Annotated in this window: 13 protein-coding genes; 7 read left to right on the top strand and 6 right to left on the bottom strand. The window is 64.6% G+C overall.

All coding sequences use genetic code 11. The features are described 5' to 3' along the window. Positions 1 to 86 precede the first annotated feature (86 nt). Together AArc1_RS12865 and AArc1_RS12860 are read left to right on the top strand one after the other, a co-directional pair. Positions 87 to 434: an ArsR/SmtB family transcription factor gene (locus tag AArc1_RS12865; protein ID WP_117364753.1), complete on the top strand. Its 348-nt coding sequence runs from the start codon at positions 87 to 89 to the stop codon at positions 432 to 434. Beyond that, positions 431 to 742: a DUF7521 family protein gene (locus AArc1_RS12860; RefSeq protein ID WP_117364752.1), complete on the top strand. Its 312-nt coding sequence runs from the start codon at positions 431 to 433 to the stop codon at positions 740 to 742. The genes AArc1_RS12865 and AArc1_RS12860 overlap by 4 nt, the downstream gene beginning before the upstream one ends. Before the next feature lie 394 nt (positions 743 to 1,136). Here AArc1_RS12860 and AArc1_RS12855 read toward each other — a convergent pair whose 3' ends face one another. Beyond that, entirely contained in the window at positions 1,137 to 2,648 is a 1,512-nt protein-coding gene (locus AArc1_RS12855) for an MATE family efflux transporter (protein ID WP_117364751.1), read from the bottom strand. A gap of 100 nt (positions 2,649 to 2,748) precedes the next feature. Further along, positions 2,749 to 3,150 (bottom strand): universal stress protein, encoded by a 402-nt coding sequence (locus tag AArc1_RS12850; protein ID WP_117364750.1) that lies wholly within the window; start codon positions 3,148 to 3,150, stop codon positions 2,749 to 2,751. Between the two features lie 64 nt (positions 3,151 to 3,214). Here AArc1_RS12850 and AArc1_RS12845 point away from each other — a divergent pair, with 64 nt between their 5' ends. Then, positions 3,215 to 4,051, top strand: coding sequence for an N-acyl homoserine lactonase family protein (locus AArc1_RS12845; RefSeq protein ID WP_161958295.1), 837 nt, complete (start codon positions 3,215 to 3,217; stop codon positions 4,049 to 4,051). A 24-nt stretch (positions 4,052 to 4,075) separates the two neighbouring features. On the opposite strand, the gene AArc1_RS12840 is transcribed toward AArc1_RS12845, so the two are convergent. Continuing rightward, positions 4,076 to 5,077 carry an FAS1-like dehydratase domain-containing protein gene (locus AArc1_RS12840; RefSeq protein ID WP_117365889.1) on the bottom strand — a complete coding sequence of 334 codons (1,002 nt, stop codon included), beginning with the start codon at positions 5,075 to 5,077 and terminating at the stop codon, positions 4,076 to 4,078. Between the two features lie 5 nt (positions 5,078 to 5,082). Then, complete coding sequence (locus AArc1_RS12835; RefSeq protein ID WP_117364748.1) at positions 5,083 to 6,333, bottom strand: acyl-CoA dehydrogenase family protein; 1,251 nt, start codon at positions 6,331 to 6,333, stop codon at positions 5,083 to 5,085. 151 nt (positions 6,334 to 6,484) lie between these two features. Between AArc1_RS12835 and AArc1_RS12830 the strand changes: the two genes are divergently transcribed. Next, positions 6,485 to 7,846 (top strand): MmgE/PrpD family protein, encoded by a 1,362-nt coding sequence (locus AArc1_RS12830; RefSeq protein WP_117364747.1) that lies wholly within the window; start codon positions 6,485 to 6,487, stop codon positions 7,844 to 7,846. Positions 7,847 to 7,883: 37 nt separating this feature from the next. Here the strand turns inward: AArc1_RS12830 and AArc1_RS12825 are convergent, their stop codons facing one another. Continuing rightward, positions 7,884 to 8,330 carry a twin-arginine translocation signal domain-containing protein gene (locus AArc1_RS12825; RefSeq protein ID WP_117364746.1) on the bottom strand — a complete coding sequence of 149 codons (447 nt, stop codon included), beginning with the start codon at positions 8,328 to 8,330 and terminating at the stop codon, positions 7,884 to 7,886. 207 nt (positions 8,331 to 8,537) lie between these two features. On the opposite strand from AArc1_RS12825, the gene AArc1_RS12820 reads away from it, so the two are divergent. Further along, complete coding sequence (locus tag AArc1_RS12820; protein WP_117364745.1) at positions 8,538 to 9,608, top strand: quinone-dependent dihydroorotate dehydrogenase; 1,071 nt, start codon at positions 8,538 to 8,540, stop codon at positions 9,606 to 9,608. 60 nt (positions 9,609 to 9,668) lie between these two features. Here the strand turns inward: AArc1_RS12820 and allB are convergent, their stop codons facing one another. Continuing rightward, complete coding sequence (allB, locus tag AArc1_RS12815) at positions 9,669 to 11,048, bottom strand: allantoinase AllB (protein ID WP_117364744.1); 1,380 nt, start codon at positions 11,046 to 11,048, stop codon at positions 9,669 to 9,671. A gap of 279 nt (positions 11,049 to 11,327) precedes the next feature. Here allB and AArc1_RS12810 point away from each other — a divergent pair, with 279 nt between their 5' ends. Together AArc1_RS12810 and AArc1_RS12800 are read left to right on the top strand one after the other, a co-directional pair. After that, entirely contained in the window at positions 11,328 to 11,681 is a 354-nt protein-coding gene (locus AArc1_RS12810) for a hypothetical protein (RefSeq protein WP_117364743.1), read from the top strand. Positions 11,682 to 12,373: 692 nt separating this feature from the next. After that, positions 12,374 to 12,787 (top strand): helix-turn-helix transcriptional regulator, encoded by a 414-nt coding sequence (locus tag AArc1_RS12800; protein ID WP_228442324.1) that lies wholly within the window; start codon positions 12,374 to 12,376, stop codon positions 12,785 to 12,787. Positions 12,788 to 12,884 lie beyond the last annotated feature (97 nt).

Here is a 12,884-nt window from a genome sequence, read left to right as displayed (position 1 = left end):
GCGATCACGTGGCTGCCGTCGGGGTGTTCTCTCGGTCAGAAAAACCGGATCGCTTTTCATGTCGTTGCCGGAACGATGGCCTACAAGTGAGTGAGGAAATCGACCTGTCGACGGTCCTTTCGGTCCTCGACGACGAGTACGCCCGGGATATCCTCACCCACACGAGCGTCGAACCCATGTCTGCCAGCACCCTGAGCGAACGATGTGACGCCTCCCTCCCGACGATCTACCGACGCCTCGAGCGCCTCGAGGCGTGCCGTCTCGTCACCGAGGAGACGGAACTCGCTCCGGATGGAAATCACTACAGCGTCTATACCGCAAACCTCGACCGCCTCGAGTTGACGCTCGAGGACGGCGCGTTCGACCTCGAACTGACCTACCAGGAAGAAGACGTCGCCGACAAGTTCACGCGCATGTGGGAGGGGTTACGATGACCGGCGACGTCGTTCGACTCGGTGAGGCGTCGCTGTTCGAGCTCCTGACGGTGGCAAGTCTCTTCCTCGTGGCGCTCATCGGGACGCTCATCGCGTACCAGGCCTACCGGGGCTACCGACGAAACGACGCCACGTCGATGCTGTATCTCGCCCTGGGACTCCTCTTGCTCACGTTGTGTCCGTTTCTGATCAACGTAGCCATCAACTCGTTTACGAGTGCCGAACAGGTCGTCACCGTCTTCCTCGAGAACGTAAGCCGGCTGGCCGGGCTGGTCGCGATTACCTACTCGCTGTACGGCCGACACTGATTCGTTTCGGTTGTTTTCGTGACCTAGACGGCCTGATAGTGCACGCTGAACGATCCGTGTAGATGCCTCGAGAGTGACCGACCTGGCCGGGGACCAGAGTTTCGACGTCGGTGACCGTCGAAGCGATGGGGCCGAAGCGAGAGACGTGGGAGGGCAGTGGGTGACCAGTCAGAGGCGGGTGGAACCGGCCGACCGGGGTGGCACGTGGGCGGGAGCCACCGAGGGCAGTGTCGGCCGGCGTGATCGGGCGGGGGGACCACTCAGGTGGGGCCTGTGACGTCCCCCAGCGATTCGTACTGACGCTGTGGTATTAGTCGTACGAGTGAATTTTCTGGGCCGGAAAATCCGCCCTCGTCTCGAGCGGGGCTCGAACGGAAGACTGTGCGACGTCGAGTTAGTCGTCGGCTTCGCTCGGCTCGGGCCGATAGTCGCGGCTAATCACTTTCCACCGGCCAGTCGCGAACCGGGAGTAGTTGATGACCGCCGGGACCGCCGTCTCGGCGAGGAAGGCCAGATACAGCCCCCACAGTCCGAGCGGCGGAATCGTCACTCCGGGGACGACGACGCCGACGATCGGCACCGTCCCGGGCGATGGAACGGCGAGCCCGACAGCGCCGAGGTACGCAAGCGGGATCGCGAGCCCGAACATTCCCAGCAACTGGCTGTAGAACGGCCACCGGGTGTCGCCGCTGGCCTCGAGCGCACCGGCTGCGGTCGTCGAGACGCCCTGGAAGAGAACGGCGAGACAGGCCGCATGCACGAGCGAGACGGCGATCGGTACCGAGAGGTCAGCCGGGTCGTCGGCGAACCCGAGGACGATGGGTTCGGCGAAGACCGCGACGACTCCAGCCGCGACGAGGTAGGTGGCGACAGAGAATCGAACGATCTCGCGCCCGTACGTCTCGGCGCGATCCTCGGAACCGGTGCCGAGTTCCTGACCGACGAGACTCGAGGCGGCGAGCCCGAATCCCCAGCCGGGCGTGTTCATCAGCCCCCAGATTCGACGGGCGATGACGTAGGCGGCGACGGTATCCTGACCGAAGACGTCGACGATCGCGAGCATGGGAAACTCCGCGACCGTCCAGACGAACCGCGTCCCGAGGACGGGCAGCCCGATTGTGGTCAGGTCTCGCAGTGTCTCCCCGTGGAGATACCGTCCCGCGGGATCGACGCTGGTCGGGAACGCACCCATTCTGGGGAGTCGCCCGGCTCCGAGGCCGGCCGCGAACGCCGCCGTTACGACCACGTTCGCCAGTACGGTTCCGAGTGCCGCACCGACGACGCCCATGTCCAGCCCGAAGATAAGCACGGCGTTGAGCAGGATGTTGGCGCCAGCGCCGCCCGCGCGAACGACCATCGGCGTCCAGGCGTCGTCCATGCCGACGAACGTGCGGCTGCCGATCAGGTTCAGCCCGGCGAACGGGATCCCGAGGCCGACCAGCTGGAGGTACGCCGCCCCATAGGCGATCGCCTCCGGATCGTTGCTGACGAGCGAGATCAACGCGTGTGGATAGTACCAGAACACGGCCGTGATCGGCAGAGTCAACGCGAGCACGAGGACGACGCTCGAGCGGACGGCCTGGCCGAGCTGGTCGTACGCCTCCGCGCCGAAGCGCTGGGAGACGAGCGCGATCGTTCCGCCAGCGACGCCGCCGCCGACGGTGAACGCAAGCCCCCAGTACGGGGTTGCGAAACCGACACCGGCGATAGCAGCCGGCCCGACAGCAATGCCGACCATCGCGACGTCGACGGCGCTTTTCGACATTCGGGCCAGCCCGGTGACGATCCGTGGCCACGCCAGATCCGCCGTCCGGCGCGCTCGCTCGAGGCCGATCAGGCCAACTCTGGCGAGTACACGCCCGATCCACCAGATGCTGAGCCGGATCGGGTTGGGGACGCGAGCCACGGGAACCGGCTCGGACTAATCGTGGTCGCGAAAAAGCCCTTCTCGAGGCGGCAGGGGGCACCGGTTTCGGTTCGACAGCCGGTAGGGCCCACCAGTCGACTCACTCGACGACGAGCACCGGCGTCGAAGCGCGCTCTGTGACACGGTCGGAGACGCTCGAGCGCAGGAACCGCTCGAGGCCGCGATTTCTCCCCATCACGATCAGGTCGATGTCGTGTTCGTCGGCGTAGTCCAGGATCGCCTGATGGCGAAGTCCGTGGCGGACGTTCGTGTCGACGTTCTCGAGGCCCGCCTCGGCGGCCCGCTTGGCGACGTATTCGACGGCCTCCTCGCCGATCGGCTCGAGGTCGTCGAAGTCCATTCCCGGTGCGATCTCGGCGGAGTTGATCACGTACAGTGTGTGTAAGGTGGCCTCGTGGACGTTCGCGAGTTCGATCGCTTCCTGGATCGCCCGGTCGGTGTTCTCTCGTCCGTCGGTCGGGACCAAGATTGCATCGTACATGCGCTCTGGTCGCCACTTCGACCATGAGCCTCAAGACGGTTTCCCGCGTTGGGAGGACCGACCCGTGAAGATCCACGCGCTCTCGGTCGGCCGGCTGTCGCTTCCGAACCGTCACGTCAGCGCTCGCCGTCGGACGCTTCCGGGGCGATACCTCGACGTCTGGTGCGACGACAGCCAGCTCGAGCCCGCGCCCATCTTCTGTTTCGCGATCGAGCATCCCGAAGGCGTGATCGTCGTTGACGTTGGCGAGACGACCGACGTCTTCGAGCCGCGAGCCGTCGACCTCGGTGCGCGAGTGCTCGTCGACCGCGACGGCCTCGACCTCGAGCCGGCCGACGAACTCGCCAGCCAGCTCGAAGCGGTCGGCATCGATCCCGGAGAGGTGTCGACCGTGATCTTGACACACCTGCATTTCGATCACGCGGGAGCCGTCGGAGCGTTCCCGAACGCAGACGTGCTCGTCTCTCGCCGGGAGTATCTGGCACACCGACTGTTGCCGCTTGGTTCGTCGGTTCACCGCTGGCCGGACGACCTCGAGCCGATGCGTCTCACCTACGACGGTGGCCCGTTCGGCCCCTTCGAGTCGAGCCACCGGCTCACCGACGCCGGCGACGTGCTCGTCGTCCCGACGCCTGGACACACGCCGGGCCACCAGTCTGTTCTCGTCCGTGAGGAAGAGGCCCTGCTCTGTCTCGCCGGTGACGTCACGTTCACCGAGTCACAACTGCTCGAAGACGACGTCGTTGGAATCGCCCTCGACGGGCGAACGAGCCGACAGAGCGCCAGGAAGATCCGACGGCTCCTCGAGCGTGAGCGAGTCGTCTACCTGCCGGCACACGACCCTGAGACGAAACGTCGACTCGAAGAACGGGTCCCAACGACGATCGACGCGTCGGACTGAGGAGACACAGACTGTGGGGGATGGTCACTCAGGGAGCGTCGCGGTCGCCGTTCCGGAAAGCAGTGTTTCACCGCTGTCGGTCCGCGCCTCGAGGTCGACGGTGACGGTGTCGGCCTCGACTGCGGTGACCTCGCCGTCAGCGATTACGTCCTCGCCGGGGAAGACACGCGACTGGAATCGGACGTCGAAGGTGTCGACGGCCTCGAGGCCGACCCAGTCGGTGACGACGCGCGAGGCGATGCCAGCGGTGAACATCCCCTGGCCGAAGACGCTCGGGTTCCCCGCGGCGCGGGCGTAAGGCTCGTCGTAGTGGATCGGATTGAAGTCGCCGCTCGCGCCGGCATACTGGACGAAGTGTCGACGCTCGAGGTCAGAAACCACGATCCTTGGTCCAGGATCGCCCACCGAAACGTCCGCGGTGGACCGAACGGGATCGACCGATTCCGATGTGGATACCGACGAGTCGTCGGTCGGCTTCGCCCGGTCGTCCTCTCCAGATTCGTTCGCGTCCGCATCTACGTCTGCGTCTGCATCGCCGTCGACGGCCCCCTCGGTCTCGATCACGGTGGCCCGATCGGTGAGCACCAGCTCGCCCTCTCGATCCCGATACTGGGTCTCGAGGACGGCGAACGTCATCGTGCCCGCACGGCCGCCGTTGCGCTGGAAGACGTTAGTCAGCGTCGTCGTTCCCGACAACTCGTCGCCGACGGAAAGCGGGCGTTCGTACTCATAGCGCTGCTCGCCGTGGAGGACGTACTCGAGTTGAAATCCGAGATCGAAGCCGTAGAGGTCGCCTTCCGCCGTCTGATACCGGGGAAACCGACTGACACGTGCGTACGTAAGCGGTGCGGGAATCCGTTCGTGTCCGACCTCGCGGGCGGCGTCCACGTCGTGATAGATCGGGTTCGAGTCGGTGATCGCGCGGGTGAACTCCGCGACTTTACCGCGCTCAACGTGAAACCCCGCGACAGTCTCACGGGAGTCACCGACGAGCGCCTCGAGTTCGGACAACGATTTGCTCGGCACGTCGATCACCGCTCGAGGGCGTCGATGCGGAGCTCCTCGTCGAACTCGAGGGCGTTTTCGACCTCGCTCGTGTCGACGTCGTCGAACGCCCAGCGCGCGATCGTCCGGCGGTGAACCTCGTCTGCGCCGTCGACGAGCCGGAACGCACGGACGTGCTCGTAGAAGTGTGCGACCGGGAGGTCCTTTCCGATGCCGTTGCCGCCACAACACTGCAACGCGAGGTCGATCGCGTCGTTGGTGACGTTTGCGGTGTACATTTTCGCCATCGCGACCTCGATCCGGGCGTCGCTCTCGTCGAGTTCGCGGGCGGCGTGGCGAACCATACAGCGGGCGGCGTGCAGCCGCGTCTCGGCGTCGGCGATCCGATGCCGAAGTGCCTGTTTCTCGGCGAGCGAGTCGCCGAAGCCCTCGCGTTCGGTGAGGTACGCCTTCGCGACCTCGAGTGAGCGCTGGGCCATCCCCGAATAGCGCATGCAGTGGGTGAGTCGACCGCCACCGAGGCGAAGCTGGGCGATACGGAATCCAGCGTTTTCCTCGCCGATCGTGTTCTCGACGGGGACGCGGACGTTCTCGAACTTCACCTCCGCGTGACCGCCAGTCCGTTCGGTGATGCCGTGACCGCCGAGGTGGGGAACGTTGCGGACGACCTCGACGCCGTCGGCTTCCCGCGGGACGAGGATGATCGACGTCCCCGCGTATGGGTGGGCCTCTACGTCCGTCCGGGCCATCACGAGATAGAAGTCGGCCTCGAGGCCGTCGGAGGTCCACCACTTGTGGGCGTTGATCACCCACTCGTCTCCGTCTTTGACGGCCGTACTCTGGAGCATTTTGGGGTCGGAGCCGCCACCCTGGCGGGGCTCGGTCATCGCGAACGCGGAGGTCAACTCCCCCTGGACGAGCGGGCGCAGCCATTTCTCTTTCTGTTCGTCGGTGCCGACCATCTCTAAGGTGTGCATGTTCCCCTCCTGTGGGGCGTTCGCCCGGATCGCCAGCGCGCCGATCAGCGATCGACCGACCTGTTCGAACGACGGCAACATATCCCGAAAGCCGAGTCCCTGGCCGCCGTACTCCTCGGGTACCTGCGGCGCGAACAGGTCCCGTGCTTTGGCCTGTTCCCAGAGGTCCTCGATCTCGTCTGTGGTAATCGGTTCGCCCGTCGCTAAGGCCTCGCGCTCTCGAGGGATCACGACCTCGTCCATGAACGCCTCGACCCGGCTCGCGACTGCTTTCGCCTTCTCGGTGTCGTGGTACTCCATAGCAGTGACTCTGCATCACACATTGTAAATGGTGGAGAATGCGGTTATCCACGTGACGTCGGGCCGGTGCAATGAAGGGGGTACCGCTTCTTCACCGGTCGGTCTGATCGGTATCATAATCTATCGGTACGTTCGATACCCAAGCCACTAGATGACACAGTCTACCTCGAGCGGAGTGACGGAAGCGCTCGGCCGGTTCGTCGCCGACCTTACCGTCGACGACGTCCCGGACGAGGCGATTCGCGTAGCCGAACGGGCGATTCTGGACACGGTCGGCGTCACCCTCGCCGGTGCCGGGACCCACGCGACGACCTGCGCGCGCGGTGCGGCCGCTGGATCGGGCGAGACGACGCTTCTCGGTCGTGAGGACCGTGCGCCGCTATCCGACGCGGTGTTCGTCAACGGAACGGCGGGCCACGCACTCGACTTCGACGACGTGGCGCTCCCGGCGATGGACGGCCACCCGAGTGTCCCGATGGTCGCGCCACTGCTCGCCGTCGCCGAGCGTGAGGGGGCCTCGGGCGGGGACGTCCTGACGGCGTACGTCGCCGGCTTCGAGACCCAGAACTACCTCTCACGGCCGCTCAGCCCCGGCCACTACGAGGGCGGCTGGCACGCCACCTCGACCGTCGGGCTGTTCGGCGCCGCCGCGGCCGTCGCGAACCTCCTCGAGTTCTCGGTCGAGGAGACGGTCGACGCGCTCTCGATCGCCGCGTCGATGCCCGCTGGCCTCAAGCGCAACTTCGGTTCGACGACGAAACCGCTCCACGCCGGTCAGGCCGCCCGCTCCGGGACGACGGCAGCCCTCCTCGCCGCCGAAGGAGCGAGCGCCGACCCGACGGCGATTGAGGGCGACCGCGGCTACTTCGATCTCTATCGCGGGGACGGCGAACCGGACCTCGAGGCCCTCCCCGAACTTGGCTCACGCTGGTCGGTGCTCGAGGACGGCGTCGACGTCAAGAAATATCCCTGCTGTTATTACACCCACGCGGCGATATACGCCGCAATCGGGGTGGCCGACGAGTTCGACCTCGAGCCAGCCGATATCGACGGAATCGCCGTCACGGCCTCGCAGGCGGCTGCTGACGCCTTACACCACGACGATCCAGCGACCGGCCTCGAGGGGAAGTTTTCGATGCCGTACGTCATCGGCCACGCTATCGCCCATCGCGCGGTCGGCCTCGCTGCCTTCGAAGACGACGCGATCGACGACGACGGCGTCCAGGCGGTCCGCGAACGCACGACGCTGGTCGTCGACGATGACCTCGCCTACGACTCGAACGCAGCCACGGTCACCGTGACGACTCGCGACGGCGAGACCGTCGAGCGGTTCGAAGAGAAGCCGCCGGGGACCCACGACGATCCGCTTACGATCGACGAACTCCACGAGAAGTTCCGAATGTGCGCGGCCAACGCGCCGATCGGGGTCGACGCCAACGCCGCCCTCGAGGCCCTCGACGACCTCCGCGCCGTCGAGGACGTGAGCGCAGCCCTCGAGCACCTCTCATCGTAGACGCGACCGTCGAGCCGGTGGTGGATCGTCGCCGTCGTCAGTCGGCGTCCAGCGGGAGCAGGTGAAGTCGGCTCGAGGCGACAGCGACGGTGGCCTCTTCGCCGACCTGAACGGCGTTGAACGCCTCGCGGCTCACGGCGCCACCCCGGCAGTCGTGTCGTCCGTCCCGCGCACAGATGTTGAGGCCGTACTCGACCGCGTCGTACCGGTTGGCGAGTTCTTCGTGGGTCTCGGCGTCGATGGTCGGACGTCGTTCCCTCCGGCCGTCGAACAGCGCCACCTCGTCGTGTGATTCGATGACATACGGGACATTCATGCTGTCGTGGATCACGGAGTAGACGACTTCGGTTCCGTCATCGTCGTGTCCTCGGATCCACTTCTCGTTCACCGTGCCCTGGTGAACGGCCCTGGAGAGCCCAACGCCGAGTCCACCGAGTCCGACTCCGACGCTCGCCGTTGCCAGTACCTGCCGCCGGGTCAACATACGTACGCCTTCTCGCCAGGTTGCATGAACGTGTCGCTCGAGACGCCGGAAAACCGGCTGTCTGTTCGACTTTCGAACCAGAATCCATACCTTCTGGCTGCGTTGCCGACTCGTCGTCGCGACTCGTTTGGCCTCTCGACGCGGTCGACGATGTGACTCGAGTCAGCTTCGAGACGTTTAGGGCCCTCCGTTCCCTTCGCTCCGCCAATGACGCTCTACTCGCGGGTTCGCCCCCTCGCGTTCAGACTCCCCGCCGAGACGGCCCACGACCTCGGCAAGCGAACGCTCCGGGCGGCCCAGTCGACGTGGCCCACCCGACGGGCGCTCCGGGCTGCCTATCGGTATGACCACCCCGCACTCGAGGTCGAGTTGTTCGGCACGCGATTCCCGAACCCGGTCGGGGTCGCCGCCGGCTTCGACAAGAACGCCGAGGTGACCCACGCGCTCTCCGCGCTGGGCTTCGGGTTCGTCGAGATCGGCACCGTCACGCCGTACCCGCAGGCGGGCAACGAGCGGCCCAGGCTCTTTCGCCTACGCGAGGACGAGGCGATGATCAACCGCATGGGCTTCAACGGTCAGGGAATGGAGCGCGTCAAAGAACGCCTCGAGACCGACGGCGTCCCCGACATCCCGCTTGGCGTCAACATCGGCAAGATGAACTCCTCGAGCGAGACGGAGGCGATCGAGGACTATCGGCGCGTCTTCGATCGGCTCTCGCCGTTCGCCGACTACGTCGTCGTCAACGTCTCCTGTCCGAATACCCCCGACGAGTTCGACGAGGCCTCTCCCGAACACTTGCAGGCGATCTTCGAGACGCTCGAGGCCGAAAACGACCGCGACGTGCCGATCCTCGTAAAGATCGGCCCTGACGACCCCGAGTCGTCGGTCCTCGACCTCGTCGACATCGTTCGTGAGTTCGACCTCGACGGGATCGTCGCGACGAACACCTCGACCACCCGCGAGAACCTCGAGTCGCCGAATCGCGAGGAGTGGGGCGGCCTGAGCGGCCAGCCGATCGACGCTCGTTCGACCGAGCTGATCCGGACGATCGCCGCACACACCGACGGCGACCTGCCGATCGTCGGCGTCGGCGGCGTCGACTCGGCGGCGAGCGCCTACGAAAAAATTCGGGCCGGGGCGTCGCTCGTCCAGCTCTATACGGGGTTCGTCTACGGCGGCCCGTCGACAGCGAAACGAATCAATCGCGGGCTCGTCACGTTGCTCGAGCGCGACGGGTTCTCGTCGGTCGAGGAGGCAGTCGGCGCGGATCTCGAGTAGACTATCGGCGCGGATGTCGAGTAAGCCGTCGAAATCGTCTCGAGCCGCTGGTAGGCTTCCTCAGACAGGGTCGGCGTCGACGTCGACGCGCGTGCCGTAGCCCGGTTCGCCGACGACCTCGCCGTCCTCGTAGACGACCTCGCCACGGACGACGGTCGCGACCGCCTTTCCGGTAAAGGTCTCGCCTTCGAACGGCGTTACGCAGTTTTTCGAGTGCAACGCGTCGGCGTCCTCGAGCGTCCACTCGTGGTCCGGGTCGACGATCGTGAAGTCGGCGTCAGTTCCGACCTGCAACGATCCTTTCTGGGGATACATGCCCCAGACCTGGGCTGGACGGGTCGAGTGGCGGTGTACCCACTCTTCGAGCGTCAGGCGGCCCTCGTCGACGAACGTGAGCATGACGGGGATCTCGGTCTCGAGGCCGACGAATCCGGAGATGGCATCCCAGGTGTTGCCGAACGGGTCGTCGACCTTCTTCTCCTCGGGCGTGTGTGGGGCGTGATCGGTGGCGATGCAGTCGATAACACCGTCGTCGATACCCACGTCCCAGAGTTTCGCACGCTCCTCGGCGTCCCGGATCGGTGGCTGGATGCGCGCCGGATTCCCTTTCTCGCGCATGACGTCCTCGGTGAACCAGAGGTAGTGTGGGCAGGTCTCGGCGGTCACGTCGACGCCGCGAGCTTTCCCGCGGGAAACGGCCTCGGCGGCCGACCCGGAGGAGACGTGGTACATGTGGATCTTCACGCCCGTCTCCTCCGCGAACGTGATCATCCGCTCGACGGCTTCCCGTTCGGCGATCACGGGCCGCGAGTGGGAGTGGTCGATGGGGTCGTTTTTGCCTTCGGTCTGGAAGCGCTCGGTGTAGTGGTCGATGATCTCGCCGTTTTCCTCGTGGAATCCGAGTCGTTTGCCGGTCTCGCGGATTCGTTCCATCGCCGCTATGATCTCGCCGTCGTTCGGCGGAGGCACGTCCCCGACGGTCGAGCCGAGGAAGATCTTGTAGCCGAGCGCGCCGGCCGCATCGAGGTCGGGAATCAACTCGAGGTTCTCGCTCGTGACGACGACGTAGCTCTGAAAATCGACGTGCGCTGTAGCCTCCCCGCGTTCGTACTTCAACTCGAGGTTGTCAGGCCGGTCGATGACAGGGTCGGTGTTTGGCATCCCAACGACGGTCGTCACGCCGCCGGCTGCCGCAGCCCGCGTCGCGGACTCCCAGTCTTCTTTGTACTCGAGGCCGGGTTCGCGATTGTGGATGTGGCAGTCGACGATACCGGGGACGAGGACGTTTCCGCCGGCGTCGAGAACCCGATCACCGTCGGGGAGACAGTCGGGTTCTCCCAGCGCCACGATCCGTCCACCCTCGACGGCGAGGCCGGAATCGGGAGCCCGCCCTGCGGGCGTGACGACGGTACAGTTCCGAACGACGAGGTCGACGCTCATTGGGCGTGGGTTGCGGAGGAACGCGCATATAGCTTCTGTTGGCCCAGTAGTTCGTAACTCGCCGTCTTCGTCGCTCGTCAGGAGACGTGTGAACGCCGTCACCAGGTGAGGCCGGCTCGAGGCCGATAACGTGGGCTAATCGTTCCGGAAGAACCGGCGGATTTCGGTCGTACAGAGCCGTGGATCTGTCTGCGATTCCAGACGCCAGCCCCTTTTAAATCGAGTCTGGTCCCTGTACGTGAGTGATAACTAACGGCGCCGGAGCGGTCGTAATACGACATGATCGAGAGCCTCATCGTCTTCGCCGTCAGCCTGCTAATCGGTGCGCTCGGCATCTATCTCGGTGCCAAATTCATCGTCGATGCCGAAGATTACAGTTACGCAGTGATCACGGCGCTGATCGGCGCCGTCGTCTGGGCAGTCGTTGGGTTCTTCTTCGGCTGGATTCCACTTCTGGGGCCGCTTCTCGTGTTCGTCGCCTATCTGGCCGTAATCAACGCGCGTTACCCGGGTGGCTGGGTCGACGCGGCGGCGATTACCATCGTCGCCTGGGTCTCCGTGCTCGTCGTCCTCTACGTCCTCGCCGTCATCGGCGTGACCGGATTCGAAGCGGTCGGCGTCCCGGGCGTCTGAGCGATCGCCGTTTCACCTCGAACTGGTCGATGCTCGAGTCGAGCGATAGATCCCATCACACCGGGCTAAGCTATGCCCCAGAACCGTCGTCTCGATTCGGGCTTGGTCCCGCCTCGAGCGAACTGAACCGGTCAGCCGGCAGGACGGTCGCTGAAATATGGTCTTACCGGATGAACGCGAGTGGAATCCAGCGAACCGTATCGAACGTCCGGCCGCGTTTATTCGGTTCGTCGACTACCCACACCGACACCGAACATGCAACGCGATGTTCGAGCCTCGAACGGGCAACGGAATAATTCGGTCGAGCGGTGTGCGAAACTCGGCGCTGCGAGGGAACGTCTCGCCGTGGTCCAGCGCAACTCGGTGGCGAGTCGAAATCGGCCGAACCCGTCCGCGATGACCACTGAGTCGACGACGCCTCCGATAGAGGAACGGATACCGAAGATCACCGACGGTGACCACCGATCACCGAACCACATATCGGCTCACAACCTAACGACGTATAGTATTTCAATATAGTGTTGAGAATAGATATAACTGCATGAGCAATACAAAACCCTTTGTGGGCCGCTCACGACGGTATAGCAACGAGTGAGCGCGTGGATACCGAAATAACTGATATGAGTAACCAGCACCGAGACTCGACTCGAGTCCTTACAGCCACAACATGGTCTCTCTCACCTATCGGAATAATGGGTTTTTCGTGGGCTGCCAGTGGACCCATCCAGCCGATCCAACTGGCGGGTCCACACCTCGCGGCGTTCGCCGGGATCATCGTCCTCGCGATCCTCGGTGGGTTTCTGCTCTTGCGAAACCGTCTCGAGGAGCGACATTCGTTCACCGCGAGTACGGACTCGCCCTCCGAAGAGTTCGTGACCGACCGCGAGCGGGTTCGGCGGCTCATCTCGAAAAACGGCGGTCGGATGAAACAGTCACAGATCGTCGACTCCGTCGACTGGTCGAAAGCGAAAGTGAGCCGGCTGCTGGCCGAACTCGAGGAGGACGAACAGATCACGAAGCTCCGACTCGGGCGGGAGAATCTGGTCTGTCTCCCAGGCAACGAGCCGACCGCATCGAAGTCGCCTGAACAACCGAAAAACGAGTAGTTAGGCTCCCGAACTACTCCCCTTTCGAAAATCTTGTTGTTCGTCTCGACGAGGTGTGATGTCGAACCCGTGAGTATCCGCAAACAGTGCTGTTTCA

Source organism: Natrarchaeobaculum sulfurireducens (assembly GCF_003430825.1).
GTDB classification, from domain to species: Archaea; Halobacteriota; Halobacteria; order Halobacteriales; family Natrialbaceae; genus Natrarchaeobaculum; species Natrarchaeobaculum sulfurireducens.
This window is presented reverse-complemented; position numbering and strand designations above follow the sequence as displayed.

What these genes read in the sequence shown, in the direction of transcription:
- AArc1_RS12860 (WP_117364752.1), top strand. Translation starts at nt 431, where the DNA reads ATGACCGGCGACGTCGTTCGACTCGGTGAGGCGTCGCTGTTCGAGCTC.
- AArc1_RS12850 (WP_117364750.1), bottom strand. Translation starts at nt 3,150, where the DNA reads ATGTACGATGCAATCTTGGTCCCGACCGACGGACGAGAGAACACCGAC.
- AArc1_RS12835 (WP_117364748.1), bottom strand. Translation starts at nt 6,333, where the DNA reads ATGGAGTACCACGACACCGAGAAGGCGAAAGCAGTCGCGAGCCGGGTC.
- AArc1_RS12830 (WP_117364747.1), top strand. Translation starts at nt 6,485, where the DNA reads ATGACACAGTCTACCTCGAGCGGAGTGACGGAAGCGCTCGGCCGGTTC.
- AArc1_RS12825 (WP_117364746.1), bottom strand. Translation starts at nt 8,330, where the DNA reads ATGTTGACCCGGCGGCAGGTACTGGCAACGGCGAGCGTCGGAGTCGGA.
- AArc1_RS12820 (WP_117364745.1), top strand. Translation starts at nt 8,538, where the DNA reads ATGACGCTCTACTCGCGGGTTCGCCCCCTCGCGTTCAGACTCCCCGCC.
- allB (WP_117364744.1), bottom strand. Translation starts at nt 11,048, where the DNA reads ATGAGCGTCGACCTCGTCGTTCGGAACTGTACCGTCGTCACGCCCGCA.
- AArc1_RS12810 (WP_117364743.1), top strand. Translation starts at nt 11,328, where the DNA reads ATGATCGAGAGCCTCATCGTCTTCGCCGTCAGCCTGCTAATCGGTGCG.
- AArc1_RS12800 (WP_228442324.1), top strand. Translation starts at nt 12,374, where the DNA reads ATGGGTTTTTCGTGGGCTGCCAGTGGACCCATCCAGCCGATCCAACTG.